Annotated in this window: 23 protein-coding genes; 15 read left to right on the top strand and 8 right to left on the bottom strand. The window is 74.2% G+C overall.

Annotation, left to right across the window (positions count from 1 at the left end; genetic code table 11):
- The first annotated feature begins 24 nt into the window (after positions 1-24).
- The 11 genes from ADL05_RS14600 to ADL05_RS14550 all read left to right on the top strand — a co-directional run bounded on the left by ADL05_RS14600 (position 25) and on the right by ADL05_RS14550 (position 11,532).
- Positions 25-1,305 carry an ABC transporter substrate-binding protein gene (locus ADL05_RS14600; protein WP_053617507.1) on the top strand — a complete coding sequence of 427 codons (1,281 nt, stop codon included), beginning with the start codon at positions 25-27 and terminating at the stop codon, positions 1,303-1,305.
- Positions 1,306-1,343: 38 nt separating this feature from the next.
- The gene (locus ADL05_RS14595) at positions 1,344-2,312 is read left to right on the top strand and encodes a carbohydrate ABC transporter permease (protein ID WP_053617506.1); all 969 of its coding nucleotides are present in this window, start codon (positions 1,344-1,346) and stop codon (positions 2,310-2,312) included.
- A complete protein-coding gene (locus ADL05_RS14590) occupies positions 2,309-3,199 on the top strand; it encodes a carbohydrate ABC transporter permease (RefSeq protein ID WP_082376401.1) in 891 nt (296 codons plus the stop codon). Before ADL05_RS14595 ends, ADL05_RS14590 begins: the two co-directional genes overlap by 4 nt.
- Positions 3,200-3,348: 149 nt before the next feature.
- The gene (locus tag ADL05_RS14585) at positions 3,349-5,733 is read left to right on the top strand and encodes a glycoside hydrolase family 3 N-terminal domain-containing protein (RefSeq protein ID WP_053617505.1); all 2,385 of its coding nucleotides are present in this window, start codon (positions 3,349-3,351) and stop codon (positions 5,731-5,733) included.
- A gap of 184 nt (positions 5,734-5,917) precedes the next feature.
- Complete coding sequence (ribA, locus tag ADL05_RS14580; protein WP_053617504.1) at positions 5,918-6,568, top strand: GTP cyclohydrolase II; 651 nt, start codon at positions 5,918-5,920, stop codon at positions 6,566-6,568.
- A 6-nt stretch (positions 6,569-6,574) separates the two neighbouring features.
- Entirely contained in the window at positions 6,575-7,270 is a 696-nt protein-coding gene (locus ADL05_RS14575; RefSeq protein WP_053617503.1) for a CDP-alcohol phosphatidyltransferase family protein, read from the top strand.
- Positions 7,271-7,355: 85 nt separating this feature from the next.
- A complete protein-coding gene (locus ADL05_RS14570; RefSeq protein WP_053617502.1) occupies positions 7,356-8,330 on the top strand; it encodes a zinc-binding alcohol dehydrogenase in 975 nt (324 codons plus the stop codon).
- 34 nt (positions 8,331-8,364) lie between these two features.
- Positions 8,365-8,748: a 6-carboxytetrahydropterin synthase gene (locus ADL05_RS14565; RefSeq protein ID WP_053617501.1), complete on the top strand. Its 384-nt coding sequence runs from the start codon at positions 8,365-8,367 to the stop codon at positions 8,746-8,748.
- Positions 8,745-9,785: a glycosyltransferase family 4 protein gene (locus ADL05_RS14560; protein ID WP_053617500.1), complete on the top strand. Its 1,041-nt coding sequence runs from the start codon at positions 8,745-8,747 to the stop codon at positions 9,783-9,785. Before ADL05_RS14565 ends, ADL05_RS14560 begins: the two co-directional genes overlap by 4 nt.
- Positions 9,782-10,561 carry a class I SAM-dependent methyltransferase gene (locus ADL05_RS14555; RefSeq protein ID WP_053617499.1) on the top strand — a complete coding sequence of 260 codons (780 nt, stop codon included), beginning with the start codon at positions 9,782-9,784 and terminating at the stop codon, positions 10,559-10,561. The genes ADL05_RS14560 and ADL05_RS14555 overlap by 4 nt, the downstream gene beginning before the upstream one ends.
- A complete protein-coding gene (locus ADL05_RS14550) occupies positions 10,558-11,532 on the top strand; it encodes a lysylphosphatidylglycerol synthase domain-containing protein (protein ID WP_053617498.1) in 975 nt (324 codons plus the stop codon). Before ADL05_RS14555 ends, ADL05_RS14550 begins: the two co-directional genes overlap by 4 nt.
- Here ADL05_RS14550 and ADL05_RS14545 read toward each other — a convergent pair.
- On the bottom strand, positions 11,431-12,162 hold the full coding sequence (locus ADL05_RS14545; protein WP_053617497.1) for a creatininase family protein: 732 nt from the start codon (positions 12,160-12,162) through the stop codon (positions 11,431-11,433). The genes ADL05_RS14550 and ADL05_RS14545 overlap by 102 nt on opposite strands.
- A gap of 295 nt (positions 12,163-12,457) precedes the next feature.
- On the opposite strand from ADL05_RS14545, the gene ADL05_RS14540 reads away from it, so the two are divergent.
- Together ADL05_RS14540 and ADL05_RS14535 are read left to right on the top strand one after the other, a co-directional pair.
- Positions 12,458-13,261, top strand: a complete 804-nt coding sequence (locus ADL05_RS14540; RefSeq protein ID WP_053617496.1) for an SAM-dependent methyltransferase — start codon at positions 12,458-12,460, stop codon at positions 13,259-13,261.
- Between the two features lie 280 nt (positions 13,262-13,541).
- Positions 13,542-14,096 carry a dihydrofolate reductase family protein gene (locus ADL05_RS14535; protein ID WP_053617495.1) on the top strand — a complete coding sequence of 185 codons (555 nt, stop codon included), beginning with the start codon at positions 13,542-13,544 and terminating at the stop codon, positions 14,094-14,096.
- A gap of 76 nt (positions 14,097-14,172) precedes the next feature.
- Here the strand turns inward: ADL05_RS14535 and ADL05_RS14530 are convergent, their stop codons facing one another.
- On the bottom strand, positions 14,173-14,979 hold the full coding sequence (locus ADL05_RS14530) for a DUF4190 domain-containing protein (RefSeq protein WP_053617494.1): 807 nt from the start codon (positions 14,977-14,979) through the stop codon (positions 14,173-14,175).
- Positions 14,980-15,282: 303 nt separating this feature from the next.
- Here ADL05_RS14530 and ADL05_RS14525 point away from each other — a divergent pair, with 303 nt between their 5' ends.
- On the top strand, positions 15,283-15,882 hold the full coding sequence (locus ADL05_RS14525) for an HAD family phosphatase (protein ID WP_053617493.1): 600 nt from the start codon (positions 15,283-15,285) through the stop codon (positions 15,880-15,882).
- Positions 15,883-15,967: 85 nt separating this feature from the next.
- Here ADL05_RS14525 and ADL05_RS14520 read toward each other — a convergent pair whose 3' ends face one another.
- The 6 genes from ADL05_RS14520 to rhaI all read right to left on the bottom strand — a co-directional run bounded on the left by ADL05_RS14520 (position 15,968) and on the right by rhaI (position 23,131).
- Positions 15,968-16,348 carry a helix-turn-helix transcriptional regulator gene (locus ADL05_RS14520; RefSeq protein WP_053617492.1) on the bottom strand — a complete coding sequence of 127 codons (381 nt, stop codon included), beginning with the start codon at positions 16,346-16,348 and terminating at the stop codon, positions 15,968-15,970.
- A complete protein-coding gene (locus tag ADL05_RS14515; protein ID WP_053617491.1) occupies positions 16,345-16,791 on the bottom strand; it encodes an SRPBCC domain-containing protein in 447 nt (148 codons plus the stop codon). Before ADL05_RS14515 ends, ADL05_RS14520 begins: the two co-directional genes overlap by 4 nt.
- 139 nt (positions 16,792-16,930) lie before the next feature.
- Positions 16,931-18,163 (bottom strand): FAD-dependent oxidoreductase, encoded by a 1,233-nt coding sequence (locus ADL05_RS14510; protein WP_053617490.1) that lies wholly within the window; start codon positions 18,161-18,163, stop codon positions 16,931-16,933.
- A gap of 218 nt (positions 18,164-18,381) precedes the next feature.
- Positions 18,382-19,872: a rhamnulokinase family protein gene (locus ADL05_RS14505; RefSeq protein WP_053617489.1), complete on the bottom strand. Its 1,491-nt coding sequence runs from the start codon at positions 19,870-19,872 to the stop codon at positions 18,382-18,384.
- Positions 19,869-21,965, bottom strand: a complete 2,097-nt coding sequence (locus tag ADL05_RS14500; RefSeq protein ID WP_197285802.1) for a bifunctional aldolase/short-chain dehydrogenase — start codon at positions 21,963-21,965, stop codon at positions 19,869-19,871. The genes ADL05_RS14505 and ADL05_RS14500 overlap by 4 nt, the downstream gene beginning before the upstream one ends.
- The gene (rhaI, locus tag ADL05_RS14495; protein WP_053617488.1) at positions 21,953-23,131 is read right to left on the bottom strand and encodes an L-rhamnose isomerase; all 1,179 of its coding nucleotides are present in this window, start codon (positions 23,129-23,131) and stop codon (positions 21,953-21,955) included. Before rhaI ends, ADL05_RS14500 begins: the two co-directional genes overlap by 13 nt.
- Positions 23,132-23,448: 317 nt before the next feature.
- Between rhaI and ADL05_RS14490 the strand changes: the two genes are divergently transcribed.
- Positions 23,449-24,192: a DUF2071 domain-containing protein gene (locus tag ADL05_RS14490; RefSeq protein ID WP_053617487.1), complete on the top strand. Its 744-nt coding sequence runs from the start codon at positions 23,449-23,451 to the stop codon at positions 24,190-24,192.
- The last annotated feature ends 14 nt before the right edge of the window (positions 24,193-24,206 follow it).

Below are 24,206 nucleotides of genomic sequence, written 5' to 3'. Positions count from 1 at the left end.
CCGATAGTTTCGGAGAGGTTGCCCATGACCACCCCCCGAGTCGCCGCAGCAGGCGCATCCGTCCTGGCCCTCCTCACCGCCACCGCGTGCGGAGGAGGCGGTGGCGGCGCCGCCGCGGACGAGGACATGCACGTGTGGATGTACCAGGACACGCTGGTCGTCGTGCAGGAGGCCGCCGTCGAGCGCTTCAACGAGGAGTCCGACGTCCAGGCCGTCATCGACGAGGTCCCCGGCGACAACTACGAGGAGCGGCTGCGCACGGCCATGGGCTCCAGCGAGCAGCCCGACGTCTTCTTCAACTGGGGCGCCGGCAGCATCCAGCCCTACGTCGAGCAGGACATGCTCATGCCCCTGGATGACCTCCTGGCCGAGGACACCGAGCTCGCCGACGCCTTCATCCCCTCCATCCTGGAGGCGGGCGAGGTCGACGGCGTCCAGTACGGCATCCCGCTGCGCGGCACCCAGCCGGTGATCCTCTTCTACAACGAGGCCGTGTTCGAGGACGTGGGCGTCGAGCCGCCGCAGACCTGGGAGGACATCCTCGACCTGGTCGACGCCTTCGACGAGGCCGGCGTGACCCCCTTCGCCCTGGCCGGGGCCGACCCCTGGACCGAGCAGATGTGGCTCCAGTACCTCGTGGACCGCATCGGCGGCCCCGAGGTGTTCCAGCGCATCCACGAGGGCGACATGGAGGGCTGGCGCGACCCGGCCGTCCTTGAGGCCGCCGAGACCGTGCGGGACCTGGTCGAGCGCGGCGCGTTCGGCGACGCCTACGCCTCGGTGAGCTACACCGAGGGCGGCGCCTCCACGCTCCTGTCCGAGGGGCGGGCCGCCATGCACCTGATGGGCTCGTGGGAGTACTCCACCCACCTGGACCAGGACCGCGACTTCGCCGAGGACGACCTCGGCTACACCGTCTTCCCGCCCGTGCCGGGCGGCGAGGGCGACCCCGCCAACGTCGTGGGCAACCCGACCAACTTCTTCTCCGTCACCGCCGACACCGCCCACCCCGACCAGGCCCAGGAGTTCCTGCGCTACACCTCCCAGGAGGAGTACGTGGCCGACATGGTCGCCAACGGCGAGGTCCCGACCACGACCAATGCCGAGGAGGCCGTCGCCGACAGCCCCAACCCCGAGTTCGCCACCTTCCAGTACGAGATGGTGCGCGACGCGCCGCACTTCCAGCTCTCCTGGGACCAGGCGCTGCCGCCCGAGACCGCCACGCCGATGGTCACCGAGATCGAGTCGCTCTTCAACGGCCAGAGCACGCCCGAGCAGTTCGTCGACGCTCTGGCGGCCCTGTGACCGGCTCCGCCACCGGGACCGACACGAGTGGGACACCGATGAGAGCTCTGCCCCAGAACCGCCCCGCCCGGTCCGGCTCCGCGCCGGCCGCGCCCGCCCCCTCCTCCCCCCGCAGGGCGCGCTCCGTGCGCCAGGTGGGCCGACCGGGCGGGGCCTGGGCCCTACCGGCCCTGCTGTACTTCGGAATGTTCGCCGCGCTGCCGATGGTGCTGGTGGCCTACCTGTCCCTGACCTCGTGGGGCGGGCTGGGCTCGCCGCGGTTCGTGGGCCTGGAGAACTGGTCGCGGCTGGCCGGTGACCCCGTCATGCACAACGCGGTGTGGCTCAGCCTGGTGCTCACCGTGCTGAACTGGATCGTCCAGACCCCCATCGCTCTGCTGCTGGGGGTCTGGGCGGCCGGCCCGCAGCGCAACCGCGCCGTGCTCTCGGCGATCTTCTTCCTGCCGCTGCTGCTGTCCTCGGCCGCGATCGCCATCATCTGGCGGGCCATGCTCGACCCCAACTTCGGGCCGCTGGCCTGGCTCGGCCCGCGGCTGGGCCTGGGGTCCGTGGACGTGCTCGGCGGGTCCACCAGCGCCTTCGCCGCCATCGTGTTCGTCACCGCGTGGCAGTTCATCCCGCTGCACATGCTCCTGTACCAGGGCGGCGCCCGCCAGATCCCGGCCTCCCTCTACGAGGCGGCCCGCATCGACGGGGCCGGGATGCTGAGCTCGTTCTGGCACATCACGCTCCCGCAGCTGCGGCACACCATCACCACGTCGTCGGTACTGATGGTGGTGGGGTCGCTGACCTACTTCGACACCGTGCTGATCCTCACCGGCGGCGGGCCCGGCACCGACACCACCATCGTGCCGTTCCTGATGTACCGCGCGGGCTTCCGCAGCTGGGAGCTGGGCTACGCCAGCGCGATCGCCTTCACCCTCGTGGTCGTGGCGACCGTCATCGCCCTGCTGCTGGTCCGCTTCACCGGCTTCGGCACGATGCGCAGCACCCGGGAGGGCATGTGAGCACCACGACCACCCGACCCCGCGGCACGGCGTCGGCCGTCCGGCCGCGCCGGTCCTGGCCGAACGGGAGCCGTCGGCGCCCCAACCTCCTCGCGGGCGCCGGATCGCTGCTGTGGCTGGCCGTCGTGGGCGTACCGCTGTACGCCCTGCTCGTGGCGACCTTCCAGCGCAGCGAGAACTACACGTCCGAGGGACCGCTGGCCCCGCCGAGCGACCCCACCCTGGACAACTACGCCACCGCGATCGAGAACGGGCTGCTGGGCTTCGTGCTCAACACCGCGGTCGTGACCCTGGCCGTCGTCGCGATCGTCGTGGCCCTGTCGGCGACCGCCGGGTACGCCGTGGTGCGCTCGCGCACCCGGTGGACCCACGGGGTCTTCCGCGCGTTCCTGCTGGGGCTGGCGATCCCGTCCCAGGCGGTCATCATCCCCGTCTACCTGATCATCGTGGAGATGGGACTGTACGACTCGCTCACCGCGATCGTGCTGCCCACGGCCGCGTTCGCGCTGCCGGTGTGCATGCTCATCCTGGTCGGGTCCATGCGCGACATCTCCGAGGAGCTGTACGAGGCCATGGCCCTGGACGGCGCCGGATCGGTGCGCACCTTCCTGCAGCTGGTGGTGCCGCTGTCCCGGCCGGGGCTGAGCACCGTGGCGGTCTACTCCGCCCTGCAGGCCTGGAACGGCTTCCTCTTCCCCCTCATCCTCACCCAGTCGCACGACAAGCGGCTCATCACGATGGGGCTCTTCGAGTTCCAGGGCGAGTACCGGGTCGACGTGCCCGGCCTGCTCACCGCCGTGGTGCTGTCCACCGTTCCGCTCTTCATCGTCTACCTGGTGGCACGCCGCTCGCTGGTGGCCGGACTGATGGGGGTCGGCGGCAAGTGACGCCCACCCGTCACCCGCCATCGCCCGAGGGGGCGCGTCCCGCGCAAGCCGGACTACCACCCTCAACGGACGCGCCCACGACAGCGACCCCCCGCCACGAGCACCCCCGAGGCTCCGCGACCCGGAGCACCCTGACAGAGAGAGAGCCTATGACGCGCGCTTCCGACTCCACGGACCTCGACGCCTGGCGCGACCCCGCGCTGGCGACCGACGACCGCGTCGACCACCTGCTGGGCCTGATGACCCTGGAGGAGAAGGCCGCTCAGCTGCGCGGCCTGTGGGTGGGCGCGGACGAGAGCGGCACCGGGGTGGCGCCCCACCAGCACGACATGGTCGAGGAGCCCCCGGTGTGGGAGGAGGCGATCGCCGACGGGCTCGGCCAGCTCACCCGCCCGTTCGGGACCGCCCCGGTCGACCCGGCCGCCGGGGCGCGCTCCCTGGCGCGGTCCCAGCGCGAGGTCGCGGCGGCCAACCGGTTCGGGATCCCCGCCCAGGTGCACGAGGAGTGCCTGGCCGGGTTCACCACCTGGAAGGCGACGGTCTACCCGGTCCCGCCCGCCTGGGGCGCGGCGTTCGACCCGGACCTGGTGGAGCGGATGGCGGCCCAGATCGGCGCGGGGATGCGCCGGGTGGGCGTGCACCAGGGGCTCGCCCCGGTGCTGGACGTGGCCCGCGACCTGCGGTGGGGGCGGATCGAGGAGACCATCGGCGAGGACCCCTACCTCGTCGGCACGATCGCCGGCGCCTACGTGCGCGGGCTGGAGTCGAGCGGGATCGTGGCCACGCTCAAGCACTTCGTGGGGTACTCGGCCTCGCGCGCCGGCCGCAACCTGGCCCCCGCCCCGGTGGGCCCGCGCGAGGTGGCCGACGTGCTGCTGCCGCCGTTCGAGATGGCGCTGCGCCACGGCGGCGCGCGGTCGGTCATGCACTCCTACACCGACAACGACGGCGTCCCGGCTGCGGCCGACCGCGAGCTGCTGACCGGGCTGCTGCGCGACACCTGGGGTTTCGAGGGCACGGTGGTGGCCGACTACTTCGGCGTCTCCTTCCTGCGGACCCTTCACCGGGTGGCCGAGTCCGAGGGGCGGGCGGCCGCGCTGGCCCTGTCGGCCGGGGTGGACGTGGAACTGCCGACGCTGCGCTGCTACGGCGCCCCCCTGGTGGCGGCGGTGCGGGCGGGCGAGGTCCCCGAGTCGCTGGTGGACCGGGCGGCCCGCCGGGTACTGCGGCAGAAGTGCGAGCTGGGCCTGCTGGACCCCGACTGGGATCCCGAGTCGGACGGTGCCGGGGCGGCGAGGGGCGGGGTGGACCTGGATCCGGCCCCGCAGCGCGACCTGGCCCGGCGCCTGGCCGAGGAGTCGGTGGTGCTGCTGGCCAACGACGGTGTCCTGCCGCTGTCCGCGGGCGGGACGATCGCGGTGGTGGGCCCCAACGCCGACACCGCCGAGGCCATGCTGGGCTGCTACTCCTTCCCCAGCCACGTGGGGGTGGCCCATCCCGACCTGCCGCTCGGGGTGGAGATCCCCACGGTGGTGGAGTCCCTGCGCGCCGAGCTGCCCGACACCGGCATCGTGTACGCGCGCGGCTGCGGGGTCGACGACGGCGACACCTCGGGCATCACCGAGGCGGTGGCGCTCGCGCGCGGGGCGCGGGTGTGCGTGGTGGTGCTCGGCGACCGGGCCGGGCTGTTCGGCCGCGGGACCTCGGGCGAGGGCTGCGACGCCACCGACCTGCGCCTGCCCGGGGCCCAGCACGACCTGGTGGCGGCCGTGGCGGCCACGGGCACGCCGGTGGTGCTCGTGCAGCTCGGCGGACGCCCCTACGCGCTGGACGGGCTGAGCGACCGGGTGGCCGCGGTGGTGCAGGCCTTCTTCCCCGGCGAGGAGGGCGGTCCGGCGGTGGCGGGTGTGCTCTCCGGGCGCGTCAACCCCAGCGGCCGGATGCCGTTCGGGCTGCCGCGCGGTCCGGGCGGCCAGCCCTCGACGTACCTCGGCCCGCCGCTGGCCGGGCGCAGCGAGGTGAGCTCGGTGGATCCCACGCCGCTCTACGCCTTCGGGCATGGGATGTCCTACACCGACTTCTCGTGGTCGCGTCCGCGTCTGGACGGAACCGTACAGGAGCCGGGGGACCCGGCGCTGGAGGTGGCCACCGACGGGGAGGTCACCGTCGCGTGCACGGTGCGCAACGACGGCCCGGTCGCGGGCACCGAGGTGGTGCAGCTGTACCTGGGCGACCCGGTGGCGGCGGTGACCCGCCCCGTGCGGCGGCTCATCGGCTACGCGCGCGTCGACCTGGAGCCGGGCGACGAGCGTAGGGTGGAGTTCGGGGTCCACGCGGACCTGGCCGCCTACACGGGGCCGGACCTGCGACGCATCGTGGACCCGGGTGACCTGGAACTGAGTCTGGCCGCGTCGTCCGCAGATCCGGGATTCACGTTCCGGATCCGCCTCGGCGGACCGGTCCGGGAGGTCGGACACACCCGTCGTCTACTCACGGAGAGCAGAATTCTCCGCCACCACATCCACCCGTCCTGACCCTGCCGAAACCTCCCCGTGACCTCCGCGTTGGCGCGCTCCGGCCCCGCGCGCGCCCACGCGTGCGTCGACCGTTCCGATCATCCGACCGCTTGAACCCGCCCGCGGGCGCCGCTAGGTTTTCGGCACCCGGCGGGTGGGAACCCGGCGGGTGAGTCGCTTCCGCGACGGATCGAAGGGGCGTATGAGCGATCAGAGCATTGACCCGAGTGCGGTGGCCGAGTCCGAACTGGCGACGCGGCGCGGGGTGTTCCGGGCGGTGGCCTTCCGCGATCCCGGGGACGGCAACGAGCACCTCGCCCTCGTGCTCGGCCCCCTGGGGGAAGGCGAGGAGGTCCTGGTCCGCGTGCACTCCGAGTGCGTGACCGGGGACGCCCTGGGGGCGCTGCGCTGCGAGTGCGGCGACCAGCTCGACGCCGCCCTGGACCGGATCACCGGCGAGGGCCGGGGCGTCCTGGTCTACCTGCGCGGGCACGAGGGCCGGGGCATCGGGCTGCTGGCCAAGGTCCGCACCCTCGCCCTCCAGGACCGCGAGGGACTGGACACCGTCGACTCGGCCACCGTGCTGGGCCTGCCCGTGGACGCGCGCGACTACGGCCCGGCGGCGCGCGTGCTGCGCCACCTGGAGGTGCGCTCGGTCCGGCTGCTCACGAACAACCCGGACAAGGGGCGCTCCCTGGAGGACCACGGCGTCAAGGTCTCCGCACGGATTCCGCTGCTGATGCCCGCCCGTGCGCAGAACAGGGCCTACCTGACGGCCAAGCGCGACCGGATGGGACACGACCTGCCACACCTGGACCCGCCCCTGGACGGACCCGACCCGGCGCTGGGGTGACCGGCCATGTGCGCTCCGAGCGTCGCCGCCGGCGTCCCGCCGGAGACGGGGATCCTGGCGTCCGCGGGCCTGGGTCTGGGGCCCGTGGGCTGGGCGATGGGCGCGGTCTACCTGGTGGCGGGCGCGGCCGCGCTGCGGTGGGCCATGCGCCGGGCCGGCCGGCGCTCCCTGGGCCCGGCCGACCGCGTGACCCTGGTGCGGGCGGTCCTGGTCGGCGGGGTGACCGCGCTGGTCGCCGACGGCGGCCACACCTGGGCCGTCGTGGCACTGGCCGTCCCGGCCCTGCTCCTGGACCTGGTGGACGGGTTCGTGGCCCGGCACACCAGGACCGAGTCGGACTTCGGCGCCCGCTTCGACATGGAGACCGACGCCTTCCTCATCCTGGTCCTGAGCGTGCACGCCGTGCAGTTCCTCGGGCCGTGGGTGCTCGTCATCGGCGCCATGCGCTACGTGTTCGGCGCCGCGGCGTGGGCCGCCCCCTGGCTGGCCGGTCCACTGCCGCCCAGCCAGGCGCGCAAGGGCGTCGCCGCCCTGCAGGGCGCGGCCCTGGCCGCGGCCGCCCCGGCGCTGCTGCCGGTGTGGGCCGCCGCCGTGCTGGTGGCGGGTGCCCTGGGCGCCCTGCTGTGGTCCTTCGGCCGCGACGTGGTGTGGCTGTGGCGCTCACGTGAGTGCGGCACGGCTCTGATCGCCCACGGCGAGTGAACCGGCGCCCGGCCCCGGCCATGGGGCCGGGAACCACGGGTGTCGAGAGTTGTGTCCAATGTGACTGACGAGGACAAGGAGAAACATGAGCCAGCAGGCACGGGCATTCTGGGTGCGTGCTCCCGGTGCGGGTGAGATCCGCACCGCCGCGCTGCCCGACCCCGGCCCCGGCGAGGTCCGCGTGCGCACCCTGTACTCGGGCGTGAGCCGGGGCACAGAGACGCTGGTCTTCCAGGGCCGCGTGCCCGAGCGCCTGTACCGCGTGATGCGCGCCCCCTTCCAGGAGGGCGACTTCCCCGGTCCCGTCAAGTACGGGTACCTGAACGTCGGCGTGGTCGAGGACGGGCCGCGGGACGTGGTGGGGCACACCGTGTTCAGCCTCTTCCCGCACCAGACGCGGTTCGTGCTGCCGGCCGACGCGCTGCGGTTCGTGCCCGAGGGGGTGCCGCCGGGCCGGGCCGTGCTCGCGGGCACGGTGGAGACCGCGGTCAACGCCCTGTGGGACGCCGCGCCGCGCCTCGGCGACCGGGCCACGGTCGTCGGCGCCGGGATGGTGGGCTGCTGCGTGGCCCGGCTGCTGGCCCGCGTCCCGGGCGCCCGGGTCGAGCTGGTCGACGTCGACCCGGCCCGCGCACGCGTGGCCGAGCGGCTCGGCGTCGGCTTCGCCGCTCCGGAGGAGGCCGCCGACGACCGCGACCTGGTCTTCCACACCAGCTCCACCGAGGAGGGGCTGGCCCTCGCGCTGCGCGTGGCGGCCACCGACGGCGAGGTGGTCGAGCTGAGCTGGTACGGCGACCGGTCCGTGCGCGTGCCGCTGGGCGAGGACTTCCACTCCCGGCGGATCACCCTGCGCTCCAGCCAGGTGGGCGGGATCGCCCTCGCCCGGCGGGGGCGGCGCGGCTACGGCGACCGGCTCGACCTGGCCCTGGAACTGCTCGCCGACCCCGCCTTCGACGCGCTCCTCACCGGGGAGAGCGCCTTCGACGACCTGCCCTCGGTGCTGCCCCGGCTCGCCGACGGCTCCCTGCCCGCACTGTGCCACCGCGTCGTCTATCCCTGACCGCGGCCGCCCCCACCGAAGGAGTCGCACTCCCGTGTTCACCGTCACCGTCCGCGACCACCTGATGGTCGCCCACAGCTTCCGCGGCACCGTCTTCGGTCCCGCCCAGCGACTGCACGGCGCGACGTTCGTCGTCGACGCGACGTTCCGCCGCCCCGAACTCGACCAGGACAACATCGTCATCGACATCGGGCTGGCCACGCGCGAGCTGGCCGCGGTGGTCGCCGAGCTCAACTACCGCAACCTGGACGAGGAACCCGCCTTCGCGGGGGTCAACACCTCCACCGAGTACCTGGCCCAGGTGATCGGCGACCGGCTCGTCGAGCGCGTCGACGCGCGGGCGCGCGGTCTGAGCGGACTGACCGTGACTCTGAGCGAGTCGCACGTGGCCTGGGCGAGCCACGACCGTGAGCTGTGAGTACCGTCTTCGTCGTCCCCGCCGGCGACGCCCCCAGCGGCGGCCACGTCTATGACGAGCGGCTGGCCCGATCGCTGGAGGCGGCCGGGCACCCCCTGCGGACCGTGGCCGTGCCCGGCGGATGGCCGCGGCCGGACGCCACCGCACGCGCGCGGCTGGACGGCGTGCTCGCCGGGCTGCCCGACGGGTCGACCGTGCTGCTGGACGGCCTGGTCGCCTGCGGGGTGCCCGAGGTGGTCGTGCCGCACACCGGACGGCTGCGCACGGTCGTCCTGGTGCACCTGCCGCTGGCCGACGAGACCGGCCTGTCCCCCGGCGCCGCCCGCGACCTGGCCGAGCGCGAGGGCCGGGTGCTGCGCGCCGCCGCGGAGGTCGTGGCCACCAGCACGGCGACCGCCGCGGACCTGGCCGCCCGCCACGGGGTGGCCCGGGTGCGCCCCGTGCCCCCGGGCGTGGATCCGGCGCCGGCCTCCCCGGGCACGGACGGGGCCTCGCACCTGCTGTGCGTGGCCTCGCTGACCCCGCGCAAGGGGCACGACGTGCTGCTGGACGCGCTGGCGCTGGTCCGCGGACCGGCCTGGACGTGCACGTGCGTGGGGCCCTTCGGCGACCCGGGACGGGTGGCGGCGCTGCGGGCGCGCGCCGGGTCGCTGCCGGTGCGCTTCACGGGGGCACGGACGGGCCTGGCCCTGCAGGCGGCCTACGACGCCGCCGACCTCGTCGTCCTGCCCTCCAGGGCGGAGACCTACGGGATGGTCGTGACCGAGGCGCTGGCCCGGGCGGTCCCGGTGGTGGCGACGTCGGTGGGCGGCGTGCCCGAGGCGCTGGGCCGCGACCCCTACGGCCGCCGCCCCGGACTGCTCGTCGCGCCGGAGGACCCCACCGCGCTCGGCGACGCCCTGCGCCGGTGGCTGACCGACGCCTCCCTGCGCGAACGTTTACGCGACTCGGCGCGCCTTCGGCGGCTGAACTTGGCAGGATGGAAGGAGGCGGCGCGGGCGATGGCCGCCGTCCTCGACGGGGAGGTGTCCCGATGACCGACGTGCCCCCGTTCGCTCCGGAGTGGCTGGCCCTGCGCGAGGACGCCGACGCCCGGGCACGCTCCCGCGAGCCGGTCGGGCTGATCGGCGACCGCGGCCGGGTGGTCGCCGACCTGGGCTGCGGCACGGGTTCGCTGGGGCGCTGGCTCTCCCCCCGCCTCCCCTCCCCCCAGCACTGGGTGCTGTTCGACCGCGACCCCCGGCTGCTCTCGGTGGCCGAGCGCTCCGTGCCCGGCGCCACCACCGAGGCGCGGCGGCACGACCTGGCGGCGCTGCGCTCGGCCGACCTGTCCGGGTGCACGCTCGTGGTGGCCTCAGCGCTGCTGGACGTGCTGACCCGTCCGGCGGTCGACACCCTGGTCGGGGCCGTGGCCGACGCCGGCTGCCCGGCGCTGTTCTCCCTGACGGTGGCGGGCCGGGTGGAGCTCTCGCCCGCCGATCCGCTCGACGGGGCGGTGGCCCGCGCGTTCGACGCCCACCAGCGGCGCGGGGGCCTGATGGGCCCGGACGCCGTCGGGGCGGCGCGCGCGTCCTTCGCCGAGCGCGGCGTCGCCACCCGCACGTTCCCCAGTCCGTGGCGGCTGGGCGGCGAGGACGGCGCGCTGTTGGCGGCGTGGCTGCGCGGCTGGGTGGGCGCCGCCCTGGAGCAGGACCCGGACCTGCCCGCGGACGCCTACCTGGAGCGGCGGCTGGAGGAGTGCTCGCGCGGCGCCCTGTTCGCCATCGTCCACCACACCGACCTGTGGGCCGATCCGGCCGGGGACGACCGATGAGGGCCCGCGCGTGGTTACGGGGCCTGGCCGGGGCGCTCGTCCTGGCGGGGGTGGTGTGGTGGTACCCGCCGGAGGTGTTCACCGACGCGTTCGTCCTGGTGGACGCGGGCGCGGTGGGACTGGCCCTGGGCGTGGGCGCGGTCACCACCGTGCTCAGCGCCGCGCGCTGGCGGGTGGTGGCCCTGGCCGTGGGCCTGCGGCTGCCGCTGGGGCGCGCGGTCGCCGACTACTACCGGGCCGTCTTCCTCAACGCGGTGCTGCCCGCCGGGGTGGTCGGGGACGTGCACCGGGCGCTGTGCCACGGCCGCTACGCCGGCGACCTGCCGCGCAGCGTGCGCGCGGTGGTGCTGGAGCGCCTGGCCGGGCAGGCCGTGCTGGCCCTGACCGCGGCCGCGCTGCTCTTCGCGCTCCCGGCCGCCCTGCTGGGGCCGGGCCTGCGCGCGGTGGGGGTGTCGGTGGGTGTGGTGGCGGTGCTGGCCGCGGGCGCGGCCCTCGGCCTGGCCGTGGGGCGGCGCCGCCGTCCGCGGTGGTGGCGGGCCCTGCGCGCCGCGGTGGCCGACGCCCGGACCGGGCTGTGGTCGCGTCGCACGCAGGTGCTGGCGCTGTCCGCGGGAGCGCTGGCCGGATACGTCGTGCTGTTCCTGGCGGCGGCGCGCCTGTCGGGCGTGGGCGCCCCGTGGCCGCAGCTGGTGCCGCTGCTGGTCCTGGCGCTGCTGGCGATGAGCCTGCCGGTCAACGTCGGCGGCTGGGGGCCGCGCGAGGCAGTCGCGGGGCTGGCCTTCGCCGCAGCCGGGCTGGGCGCCGAACAGGGCGTGACGGTGTCGGTGGTCTACGGGCTGCTCGCACTGGTGGCCGCCCTGCCGGGGGCGCTAGTCCTGGCGGTCCGTGCGCTCCAGGGCCGCGAGGTGCCCGGCGAAGGCGTCGACCAGGGCGGCGAGCAGCCGCCCGCCCTTGTCGGCCGTGGCCAGTGAGGGGCGGCCGACCACGCCGGTCGGTGTGTAGGGCGCCAGGCCCAGGGTGGGCATGTGGTCGCGCGGCCCAGTGACGTGGTCGGCGCGGGCGGCTCCGGGGCCGACCATGTCCGGATGGGCGTGCAGCAGGACGGAGGTCTCCAGTTCGCCCGCGTGCATGTCGGTGTCGTTGTCGGTGGCCATTCCGGCGGCGGTGCGGGCGGCCTCCCATTCGTGCGCCTGGGGGAAGAGCGCCATGGCTCCGCCGGACTCCTGCACCACGTTGGCGAGGACGTGGTTGCCGCCGTGGCCGTTGACCAGGACCAGCCGCGGCGTGCCGGACCGGCGCAGGGAGTCGGCGGCGTCGGTGACCACCGCGTGCAGGGTGCGCGCGGAGATGCTGACGGTGCCGGGCCAGGCGGCGTGCTCGTGCGAGCAGGACAGGGTCAGGGGCGGCAGGAGGCGCACGGGGTGGGCGTCGGCGAGCGCGGCGGCCACCGTGCACGCGATGACGGTGTCGGTGACCAGCGGCAGGTGGGGGCCGTGCTGTTCGAGGCTGCCGACGGGCAGCAGGGCGACCCGCGCGGCGCGCTCGCCCTCCTGGACGCTGGTGGTCAGGGGCAGCAGGGAGCGCGGGGTCCGGTCGTCCATGGGCCCAGTATTCCCTCCGCCGGGGACCAGGGGGTGAAGGGCGCTCGGACTCGTCGAGGACTCGGCGATCCCGGCCGGGTCGCGGGCGGAGTCCTCCTCGGTCCGTCCGCCACCGACCGAACCCGCTGGTCCACCCGGGCGAGAACGCCCCCGGGCATCGCTCCCGGGGGCGTGCACCGTGTCGGCCCCGCGCGCGGGAAGCCTTACAGGGCAGGCGATACGGAGTTGCGCGGGCGCGGCGCACGCACAAGACTGCGAGTACCGCGGCGCACCCCGCCCCTGACGAGAGGTCCCCATGACGGACACCCCCATCGACACCACCGTCGCCCACACGGCACGGGTGTGGAACTACTGGCTCGGCGGCAAGGACAACTACCCCGTCGACCGCGCGGTCGGCGACCAGGTCAGGGAACTGCTCCCCCAGGTGGTCGAGGTCGCCCTCGGCGACCGCCTCTTCCTGCGCCGCGCGGTCACGCACATGGCCGAGGAGGAGGGCATCCGCCAGTTCCTCGACATCGGCACCGGGCTCCCCACCGCCGACAACACCCACGAGGTGGCCCAGGCCTGCGCCCCGGATTCGCGCGTGGTCTACGTCGACAACGACCCCCTGGTCCTGGCGCACGCACGCGCCCTGCTGCGGGGCACCGAGGCGGGCCGGACCACGTTCGTGGGATCGGACCTGCGCGACACCGCGACGGTGCTCGAAGCCGCGGCCGAGACCCTCGACCTCTCCCAGCCGGTCGGCCTGACCCTGCTCGGCACCATGGGGCACTTCGAGGACATCGAGTACGCGCTCGGCATCGTCCGCACCTACATGCACGCCCTGGCTCCGGGCAGCTTCCTGGCCGTGTGCGACGGCGTCCTCGCCCACCTGGACCAGACCACCGACGCACGCGCCCTGGAGGCCATGGCGCGCTGGCAGGAGGGGGTCGCCCAGGCGTACCACATGCGCACGGTCGAGGACTTCACGCGCTTCTTCGACGGGTACGAGCTGGTCGACCCCGGGGTCGTCTCCGTGCTGCGCTGGCGTCCGCGGCCGACCGAGGTCGGGGGGATCCGGGACCTGCCGCAGTACTGCGGCCTGGCCCGCAAGGTCTAGGACGTGGTTCTTGCAGGCCTTCGGGTGAGCGGACGGTCGTCAGTCCCTCGCACGACGATGTGCGACGTTCGGCCTGGTGGTGCCGCACGAGCGCGGAGGCGCGGCGAGGCGGCCCGGCGGCCGCGAGCCCGCAATGCCGCACACCGCACGACCCAGGGTCCGCGAGCCGTGGCGCCGTCCCTCCGCCCCAACGCATGCGCGCGACAGAATGTCGTCGGGTGATCCTAGGTTGGCGACACCAGCCCGGGGCCACCGGGCCCCCACCAGAACGGATCGTTCCATGAGCACCATCACCCACTTCGTCGCCCAGTCCCTCGACGGCTACATCGAGGGGCCCCGTGGCGAGTTCGACTGGCCGGTGATGGGCCCCGAACTGTCGGCGTACTCGCGCGCGCTGGGCGAGGAGACGGACGCCTTCCTCTACGGCCGCGCGGTGTGGGACATGATGTCGGGCTTCTGGCCGCGCGCCGAGGAGTTCTCCAGCGACGAGCACGACCTCGCCTTCGCGCCGCTGTGGCGGGACAAGCCCAAGTACGTGGTGTCCCGCACCCTGGAGAAGGCCGACTGGAACACCGAGGTCATCGGGGAGGACGTGGCCGCGCGGCTGCGCGCGCTCAAGGAGTCCGGGACGAGCATGGTGATGTTCGGCGGCGCGGACCTGGCCGCGTCCCTGACCGAGGACGGGCTCATCGACGACTACCACGTGTTCGTGCACCCGGTGGTGCTGGGCGGCGGCAAGCCGGCCTTCCCCCACGGTGAGCGCCGCGGGCTGAGCCTGGTCGAGTCGCGCGTCTTCGACTCCCAGGTCGTCCTGACGCGCTACCGCCGCGCCTGATCCGCGCGGGTGCGCGCGCCTCCGGGCCCGGCCGGCGAAGGACCGGGCCCGGAGCGGACCGTGTGGCGGTGGTAGGTCAGTCCACCGTGACGGTCAGGGGATCGGCGAAGTCCCAGGGGTCGACGATCTCCACCTCGGAGACCTCGGTGCCCTCGGGCACGTCCACGACGGCCTCACCGCTCAGGGAGTTCCCCGGGTTGATGTCGGTGTAGACGAAGTCGCCGAGCAGGTCGAAGTCGACCGAGTGGGCGTTGCCGTCGGCGTCGTACAGGGTCACCGCGTCGCTCGCGTCGAAGGTCGTGGCCTCGTTCCCCTCGTTGGACACCTCCATCGCGATCACCTTGAACTCGCCCTGGGGGTACTCGGTGTAGTCGAACTCGTCGGTGTAGGACGTCTGGGTCCCGATGCTCACCACGGTGACCTCCCAGTCCCCGGTGGTTCCCGCCTCGCCCATGGCCACGGTCTCCCCCTCGGGCTCCGGAGCCGGCTCCGCGGGCTCCTCCTCCGCCGCGTCCGGGGCTTCCCCGACGGTTCCCGCCGGTGCGCCGGTGTCCTGGTTCCCGGCCGCGGAGACCAGGAGGACGCCCGCCACCAGCAGCACGAGCAGGGAGAACACCGACAGGACGGTGCCCCACAGGGCCATGGTGGTGCCCTTCAGATGGCCCGCGGCGCCTCGGATGCGCACGAAGGCCAGGATCCCGGTCACCACTCCGACGATCGGCGGGAACACCAGGAGTCCGAGCGGGGTGACCGAGGCGATGCCGGCCACGAGGGAGACGGTGGCCAGACCGGAGGTCTCCGCCGGAACGACCGGCTGGTAGTAGCCCTGGGGCGGGAATCCCGGGGGCGGCGTCCCCGCCCGGTACGGCGGCTGCTGGTTCATCGCGGTCTCCTCGGTCGGCCCCACCGACGGCGGCGTCGATGAGGGGCGAGCGCACGCCCGCCGCCCCGGACGGAGTCGGCCCCCGGCCGCGAGGCGTGCGCCCCTGCCCCACCACCACACATCAATCTGTGACCCATGTCACGACGACCTTCCGCCCTGGTCCCGGGGCCGTTGTCCTCGCAGACAGGGCCCTTCGGCCCTGGTCCGGAGCGGCCGGGGTCCCGGAAGGCGGACCGGTAGCCTTCCCCTCGGACCCGCCGCGGGCGGCCCCGCCGCCCGACCGACCCCACCGGGAGGACCCTCGTGGAAGCAGTGCTCTTCGACATGTTCGGCGTCATCGCCAGGGACCAGTCCGAGGAGGGCCGTTCGGCCCTGGTCCGGGCGGCGGGCGCTCGGGCCGAGGACTTCTGGTCCGCCTACTGGCACCCGCGCCAGGCCTACGACCGCGGCGATCTGGACGGCCCCGGCTTCTGGCGGGCGGTCGGCGAGCGGCTGGGCACCGCGTTCGACGACTCCACGGCCGCGGAGTTGGTGGAACTCGACGTGCGGAGCTGGTCGCTCGTGGACGAGGACATGGTCTCCTTCGTCGGATCCCTGGCCGCCGACGGCGTCAGACTGGGGCTGCTGTCCAACATCCCGTTCGAGAACGCCGACTACTTCGAGCGGCACCACGCACGCGTGCTGGACCTGTTCGAGGTCCTGGGCCTGTCCTGTCGGCTCAACCTCGCCAAGCCCGAGGCCGCCGCCTACCAGTGGTGCCTGGACGGGCTGGGAGTGGCGCCCGAGAAGGTGCTGTTCGTCGACGACCGGCGGCGCAACGTGGACGCCGCCATGGCGCTGGGCCTGCAGGGGCACGTGTTCACCTCGCGTGCCGCCCTCCAGGAGCGGCTCGGCCTCCGGTGACCCGGCGCCGGGTCTCGTCGACGCCGTGACCTGGGCCGGCGGCGTCACCACCGGCCCTGCGCCTCGGCGCACCTCCGACCGGACCTCAGGGCCGCGTCGTCGGACCCTGACGCTGGGCGGCCTCGGAAGCCTCGGCCGCCTCGGCGACGCGTTTGACGGCCGCCAGGCGCCGGTCCCAGTCGGCCGCGAGCGCGGACATCCACCGGGCGGTCGCGTCCAGCGCGGCGGACCGCACCGTGTACCGCACCTCGCGTCCGACCCGCCGTCCGATGACCAGGCCGGCGTCGTCCAGCACGGACAGGTGCTTGACCACCGCCTGACGGGAGACGGGCAGCCGTTCGGCCAGCGCGGTCGCACTCGCCCCGCCGAGGGCGGCGAGCAGGTCGAGCAGTCGGCGCCGCGTCGGGTCGGCCAGGGCGGCCAGGACGGCGTCGGCCTCGCCGGCGCCGTGTCCCGCGCCGGTCACCGGGCGGGCTGTTCGGCGCGCTTTCTGAAGGCCTCCAGCACCTCGGCCCAGCCGCCGGTGTTGTCCTTCACGGCCTGGTCGCGCAGCTCCTCGGAACCGGCCAGCGACGCGAACCCGCTCTCGACGACGCGCAGCCGTGTCCGGTCGCCCTCGGTGGTCAGCGTGAACTCCACGAGCGTGCTGTTGTCCTCGCGCAACTCCTCGCCCGGGAAGGCGCTGGCCCAGCGGTAGGCCAGATAGCCGGGCGGCTCCACCTTCTCCACGCGGACGGGGAAGTCGCCGTACTCGGAGCTGTGGGCCACGATCTTCTCACCCTCCCTGGCCACGGTTCCGGCCGCCGCTTCGGGATCGGCGACCCAGAACCCGGGCTGGGCGACCAGCGACCAGACCCGCTCCAGCGGTGCCGCGATCAGGGTGTCGCGCTCGATCCGATCCTCGCTCATCACACTCTCCTCCACCATGCCGATACGTGCAACTACAGGGTTGCACATGCGTCGCACTGAAGCAACCCCTGGGTTGCACGTGGTTCGGAATCCGCTCCCCCGGCGCCCCCGGTCGTCCGAGAACCCACCGGGGACGCGGTCAGGGGCGCCTGGCGAAGGCGGGGGTGCGCTCGGGGCGCAGGCCGACACCGATCACGTAGGCGGGTACGGTCCTCGCCCGGGGGAACCGTGCGGCCAGTCCGGTCATCGCTTCGGGTGGACCGGTGCGTTCGCGCTCCAGCACGGGTGCGATGACGTTCCGGTGCATGAGTCGTTGGAGTCCCTGCACCAGGACGGTGGCCGGCAGGCGGCGCCGGTGCACCCGCGCCAGGTCGCGGACGCTCAGGTGGCCCTCGCGCAACGGCTCTGCGAGGATTCCGGCCGAGGCGACCGCGTCCTGCACGGCCAGGTTGATGCCGACGCCGCCCGCCGGCGACATGGCGTGTGCGGCGTCCCCGATGCACAGCAGGCCGGGCAGGTGCCACCGGGTCAGCCGGTCGAGCCGGACGTCGAGGAACTTGACGTCGTCCATCGAGGCGAGGGTGTCGACCCGGTCGGCCAGCGCGGGCAGGCACTCCGCCAGCCGTTCGCGGAACCGTCCGATCCCTTCCGCGCGCCGTTCGGCGTCGCTCCCCTTGGGGAGGAGGTAGGCGATCTGGTAGTAGCCCTCGCGCGGGATGACCACGCACATCTGGCCCGGCACGATGTTGGCCTGGAGCGCCTCCATCCCGTCCCCGGGCCTGCGGGGCAGCCGCAGCCACCAGGCGTCGAAGGGCACCGCCGTCTCGTGGACCCTGAGCCCGGACGCGGCGCGCACCGTCGACTCGCGCCCGTCGGCCCCCACGGTCAGGTCGGCGCGCAGCTCGCCCTCCCCTCCCCCGCCGTCGCGGTCCCGGTAGCGGACGCCGGTCACCACGCCGCCCTGCCGGGTGAGTCCGGTGACCTCGGTGTTCATCCTCAGGGTGAAGTGCGGTTCCCGCTCGCCCGCCTCGGCGAGCAGGTTGAGCAGATCCCACTGCGGCACCATCGCGATGTAGGGGAACGGGACCCGGAGCCGCGTGAAGTCGGCGAACACCACCCTGTTCCCGTGGACGTCCGGCAGTGCGACCTCGTCCACCCGGCTGTGCGGCAGCGCCGCGAAGCGTTCACCGAGCCCGAGTTCGTCCATGAGCTGGATGGTGCTGGGGTGCACGGTGTCACCGCGAAAGTCCCGGAGGAAGTCGCCGTGCTTCTCCAGCACGGTCACGTCGACGCCGCCGCGCGCCAGGAGCAGCCCCAGCACCATTCCGGCCGGGCCGCCGCCCGCGATCACGCACGTGGTGTGTTCGGTCATGGTCGCCTCCGGCCCCCATCATCGGTCGGCGGGGCAGGCCGTGCAACGCCCCGGGGCCCGTGTCGGCGTGCCCGCCAGGGGATCGCGGCTCCCGTCGGGGTCAGGGTGCCCGTTCCGGCACCCGCCCCACCGTCCGCGCCCGGGCACCCCCGGTCCACCGATCGGACCACGCCGCGGGGCCCCGCCGGACGCGTCCGGCGGGGCCCCGCGGCCGCGCCTCAGGACCAGAGGCGCTGGTGAGCCGCTTCCCACGGCCGGGTGTCGCCGGAGGGCTCGTACCGGCGGGTCCCGGTCGAGGCGGCCACGATCCGGCGCAGCGCCGCGAGGTCGCCCTCCACCGCGCCGACGGCGCGGGCCTGCACCAGCAGGTTGCCGATCGCCGCGCCCTCCGTGGGTCCCGCCACGACGGGCAGGCCGGTGGCGTCGGCGGTCAGCCGGCACAGCAGCGTGTTGTGCGCGCCCCCGCCGACCACGTGCACGACGTCGACGTCCCGGCCGCTGAGCTCGGCGGCCTGGCGCACCGCCCGGCGATAGGCCAGGGCCAGGGAGTCGATGACGCACCGGGCCAGCTCGGCGTCGTCGGACGGCGGTCGCTGCCCGGTCTCGGCCGCCAGCTCCGCGATCCGCCCGGGCATGTCGCCCGGCGGCAGGAGCCGCGGGTCGTCCACGTCCACCACGCACGACAGGGCGGGCACGTCGGCGGCCCGGCGCAGCAGGTCCGCCAGGTCGACCTCCCGCCCCCGCTCACGCCAGGTGCGCAGCGACTCCTGCAGCACCCACAGCCCCATGACGTTGCGCAGGTAGCGCACGGTGCCGTCCACGCCGAGTTCGTTGGTGAAGTTGGCGGCCCGGCTCCGCTCGGTGCGCACCGGCGCGTCCAGCTCCACCCCGACCAGGGACCACGTCCCGCACGAGACGTAGGCGAAGTTCGGGGTGGCGGCCGGGACCGCGACCACCGCCGAGGCGGTGTCGTGCGAGCCCACCGCGACCAGCGGCGCCCCCGCGGCGGCTCCCACAGACTCCCCGCGCAGCGGGCCCACGACCGTGCCCGGCTCGACCAGGCGCGACAGCAGGCCGCGGACCGGCGTCCCGAACGGTCCTTCGAGCACGTCCAGGCACGCGTCGGCCCACGTCCGCGTGCGCACGTCGACCATCCCGGTGGTGGAGGCGTTGGTCAGCTCGGCGACCCGCTCCCCCGTCAGCCAGTAGCCCAGCAGGTCGGGGATGAGCATCAGGTCGCGGGCGGGCGCCAGCTGCGCGTCACCGGCCGCGGCGGCCAACTGGAAGAGCGTGTTGAACGGTTGGACCTGGAGCCCGTTGACCGCGTACATCCGGTCGGCGGGCAGGTGCTCGAACACCCGCTCCGGCGCACCGGCCGTCCGCGCGTCGCGGTAGTGCACCGGGTTGCCGAGCAGTGCGGCGTCGCCGTCCAGCAGGCCGTAGTCGACCGCCCAGGAGTCGATGCCCACCGAGGCCAGTCCCCCGTGGGGCCCGGCGGCCGCGCGCAGCCCCTCCAGGACGCCCCGGTACAGGGACAGGATGTCCCAGTGCAGGGTCTCGCGCCCCCGGCGGGGGACCGCGACGGGCCCGTTGGGGAAGCGGGCGACCTCCTCGGTGTGCAGGCGCCCCTCCTCCAGGCGGCCGGTGATGACCCGGCCGCTGGAGGCGCCGAGGTCGACCGCGGCGTGGAGGGAGTGCGCGCCGCTCATCGCAGGAAGGCGGCGGCGACGCCGGCGTCGACGGGGATGTGCAGACCGGTGGTGTGCGAGAGCTCCCCGGCGGTCAGCGCGAACACGGCGTTGGCGACGTGCTCGGGCAGGACCTCGCGGCCCAGGATGGTGCGCTTGGCGTAGAACGCGCCCAGCTCCTCCTCCGGGACCCCGTAGACCTTGGCCCGCTGCGCGCCCCAGCCGCCCGCGAAGATCCCGGAGCCGCGCACGACCCCGTCGGGGTTGACGCCGTTGACGCGGATGCCCTCGGAGCCGAGCTCGGCGGCCAGCAGGCGCACCTGGTGGGCCTGGTCGGCCTTGACCGAGGAGTAGGCGATGTTGTTGGGTCCGGCGAACACCGCGTTCTTGGAGGCGATGTAGACGATGTCGCCGCCCAGGCCCTGGGCGGTCATCAGCCGGGCGGCCTCGCGGGAGACGAGGAAGGACCCCTTGGCCATGACGTCGTGCTGCAGGTCCCAGTCTCGCTCGGTGGTCTCCAGCAGGGGTTTGGAGATGGACAGGCCCGCGTTGTTGACGACCAGGTCCACCCCGCCGAAGGCCAGGGCGGCCTCCTCGAAGGCGGCGGCGACGGCGGAGGCGTCGCTGACGTCGCAGGCCACGCCCACGGCGACGTCGTTCGAGCCGAGTTCGGCGGCGGCGTCGGCGGCCTTGCCGGCGTCCAGGTCGGCGACGACCACGCAGGCGCCCTCGGCGGCCAGGCGGGTGGCGATGGCCTTGCCGATGCCGCTCGCGGCGCCGGTCACCAGGGCGACGCGGGTGGCCAGCGGCTTCGGCTTGGGCATCCGGGCGAGCTTGGCCTCCTCCAGGGCCCAGTACTCGATGCGGAACTTCTCCGACTCCTCGATGGGCCGGTAGGTGGAGACCGCCTCGGCGCCGCGCATGACGTTGATGGCGTTGACGTAGAACTCGCCGGCCACGCGCGCGGTCTTGGCGTCCTTGCCGAAGGAGAACATGCCCACCCCGGGCACCAGCACGATCGCCGGGTCGGCGCCGCGCATGGCGGGGCTGTCGGGGGTGGCGTGGCGCTCGTAGTAGGCGCGGTACTCGGCGCGGTACTCCTCGTGGAGTTCGCGCAGCCGGGCGACGGCGTCCTCCAGCGGCGCGTCCGCGGGCAGGTCCAGGACCATCGGGCGGACCTTGGTGCGCAGGAAGTGGTCCGGGCAGGAGGTGCCGAGTGCGGCCAGGCGCGGGTGCTCGGCGGCGGCGAGGAAGTCCAGGACGACGTCGCTGTCGGTGAAGCGGCCGACCTGCGGGTGGTCGGTGGAGGCCAGCCCGCGGATGACCGGGGCCAGGGCGGCGGCGCGCTCGCGGCGCCGGGCCTCGGGCAGGGCGCCGTAGCCCTCCAGGGCGGGGCCGAAGGGCTCGGGGCGGCCGCGCTCGGCGAGGAAGGCCTCGGCCGTGCGGATGATCTCCAGGGAGTTGGCCTGGCACTGCTCGCTGGTGTCGGCCCAGGCGGTGATGCCGTGGCCGCCCAGGACGGCGCCGATGGCCTGCGGGTTCTCCTCGGCGATCCTGGCGATGTCCAGTCCGAGCTGGAAGCCGGGACGGCGCCAGGGCACCCAGACGACGCGGTCGCCGAAGCACGCGCGGGTCAGTTCCTCGCCGTCGGCCGCGGTGGCCAGGGCGATCCCGGAGTCGGGGTGCAGGTGGTCCACGTGGGCGGCCCGCACGAGCCCGTGCATGGCGGTGTCGATGGAGGGTGCCGCGCCGCCCTTGCCGAAGAGGCAGTGGTCGAAGGCGGCGACCATCTCGTCCTCGCGCTCCTCGCCGGGGTAGACGTCCACGAGCGCGTGGAGCCGGTCCAGGCGGAGCACGGCCAGGCCGTCCTCGGTGAGGGTGCCCAGGTCGCCGCCGGAGCCCTTGACCCACAGCAGTTCGACGGGCTGCCCGGTGACGGGGTCGGTCCGGGTGCCGGCGGCGGAGGTGTTGCCCCCGGCGAAGTTGGTGTTGCGCGGGTCGGAACCCAGGGTGTTGCTGCGCTTGATGAGGTCGTCGATGACGGAGTCGGCCATGGTGGTCTCCTGGTCGGTCTCGGCTGTGCGGTGGGGGCGGGACGGGCTCACGCGCCCCACCCGGCCTGGGTGCCGCCCTTGCGCTCGTCGATGACGCGTTCCATGTAGCCGGAGGCGGCGTGGGCGGCCATGGGGTCGGCGGCCAGGCCCAGGTCCTCGCGCAGTCCGGCGAGCAGGGGGCGCACGTCGGTGTTGAAGGCGTCCATCATCACGGCGTTGGCGGCCAGGACGTCGCCCTCGGCCTGGGCGGCGGCCAGCGCGTCGGCGTCCACGAGCAGGGCCTTGGCGGTGGCCTCCTGCACGTTCATGACCGAGCGGATCTGCCCGGCGATCTTCGGCTCGATGTTGTGGCACTGGTCGAGCATGAAGGCCACCTCGGTGTCGGCGGCCAGGCCGCCGCCGCGGGCGACCTCGTACATGATGCGGAAGAGCTGGAAGGGGTCGGCGGCGCCGACCATGAGGTCGTCGTCGGCGTAGAAGCGGGAGTTGAAGTCGAAGGCGCCCAGGCGGCCCGCGCGCAGCAGGAAGGCGACGATGAACTCGATGTTGGTGTGCGCGGCGTGGTGGCCGGTGTCGACGCAGACCACGGCCTTCTCGCCGAGTTCGAGGCAGTGCGCGAAGGCGGTGCCCCAGTCGGGGACGTCGGTGGCGTAGAAGGCCGGCTCGAAGAGCTTGTACTCCAGCAGGATGCGCTGGTCGGGGCCGAGGCGGCCGTAGACCTCGGACAGGGCCTCGGCGAGGCGGTCCTGGCGGGCGCGCAGGTCGTCCTGGCCGGGGTAGTTGGTGCCGTCGGAGAACCACAGCTTGAGGTCGCGGGAGCCGGTGGCGTCCATGACGTCGACGCAGTCGAGCAGGTGGTCGGTGGCCTTGCGGCGGACCCTGGGGTCGGGGTTGGTGACGCTGCCGAGCTTGTAGTCGTCGTCCTGGAAGACGTTGGAGTTGATGGTGCCGATGCCGATGCCGAGGTCGCGCGCGTGGGCGGCGAGCGCGGAGTAGTCGTCGACCCGGTCCCAGGGGATGTGCAGGGCGACGGTGGGGGCCACGCCGGTGAGGCGGTGGACCTCGGCGGAGTCGGCGATCTTCTCCCAGGGGTCGCGGGGCACGCCCGGCTGGGCGAACACCTTGAAGCGGGTGCCGGAGTTCCCGAACGCCCAGGAGGGCAGCTCGATGTGCTGGCGTCTGAGGACGTCCAGGACGTCCGCGCGGCTGTCTGTGGAGGGGGCCACGGTGGGTCTCCGTTCGGGTGGTGGTCGGCGTGCCGCTGGGGTGGGCCGGTGGTCGGGCAGGCCGATTGAATCGTTTCATTCCAACTTCGCAGAAGTTATCGCCGTGCGTCCCGACCTGTCAATATCTCCTCACCTGGCTAGGGAGCACATCGCCAGGTGACCAGCTTGAAACGTTTTACCTTCAAGGCGTTCCCGACCGGCGCGCGGAGTCATGGGTCACACGCCCGGAGCCCCGGCCCCACGCGGCGGCGGACGGTGTGGAATCGTTCCGTTCGCAGGGGCCGGCACGGCCGCGCGAGGCGGAGGGCGGACACCGGATGGCGCACGAGGGGACGCACGCGACCACGACCCCCGCTCCCCCGCCGCTGCCCGGGCCGCCGCCGCTGACGCAGGGCTGGCACGACGCCGTCTTCGTGCACTGGCGGATCGCCCCGGAGCGGGTCGCACCGCTCCTGCCCGCCCACACGCGCCCCGACGTCCTGGACGGCGACGCGCACGTGGGCCTGGTGGCCTTCCGGGTGCCCTTCACCACGGCCGCCGGGACGGTACCGCTCGGCGGCTTCCACGAGGTCAACGTGCGGGTGTACTCGGTGGACGAGCGGGGCCGCCAGGGCGTGGTGTTCCTGTCCATGGACGCCGACGCGGCGCACAGCGTCGTGGCGGCCCGACTTCTTACGGGGCTGCCGTACATGTGGTCGGACGTGTCCCTGCGCACCGCGCGCAACGGGGTGCGCGCGGGCGCCGTGCGGCGCCGCGTCCCCGGGCGCGGCACCGGGGGCCACTGGCGGGTGGCGGTGGACGGGCCCGTCGCGGAGCCCTCGCCGCTGGAGCACTTCCTCACCGCGCGCTGGGGCCTGCACACCTCCCACCTGGGCGCGACCCGGTGGATCCGCGTGACCCACGAGCCGTGGCCGCTGCACCGGGCCCGGCTGCTGGACTACCGGGGCGACCTGCTGGACGCCGCGGGGGTATCCGTCACCGATCCCCGGCCGGTGTCCGTGCTGTGGTCGCCCGGGGTGACCGCGGGCGTGCGCCCGACCCTGGCCCCGGTCCGGTCGTGAACGAACCGGTGCCG

Source organism: Nocardiopsis sp. NRRL B-16309 (assembly GCF_001279585.1).
Lineage (GTDB): Bacteria > Actinomycetota > Actinomycetes > Streptosporangiales > Streptosporangiaceae > Nocardiopsis.
This window is presented reverse-complemented; position numbering and strand designations above follow the sequence as displayed.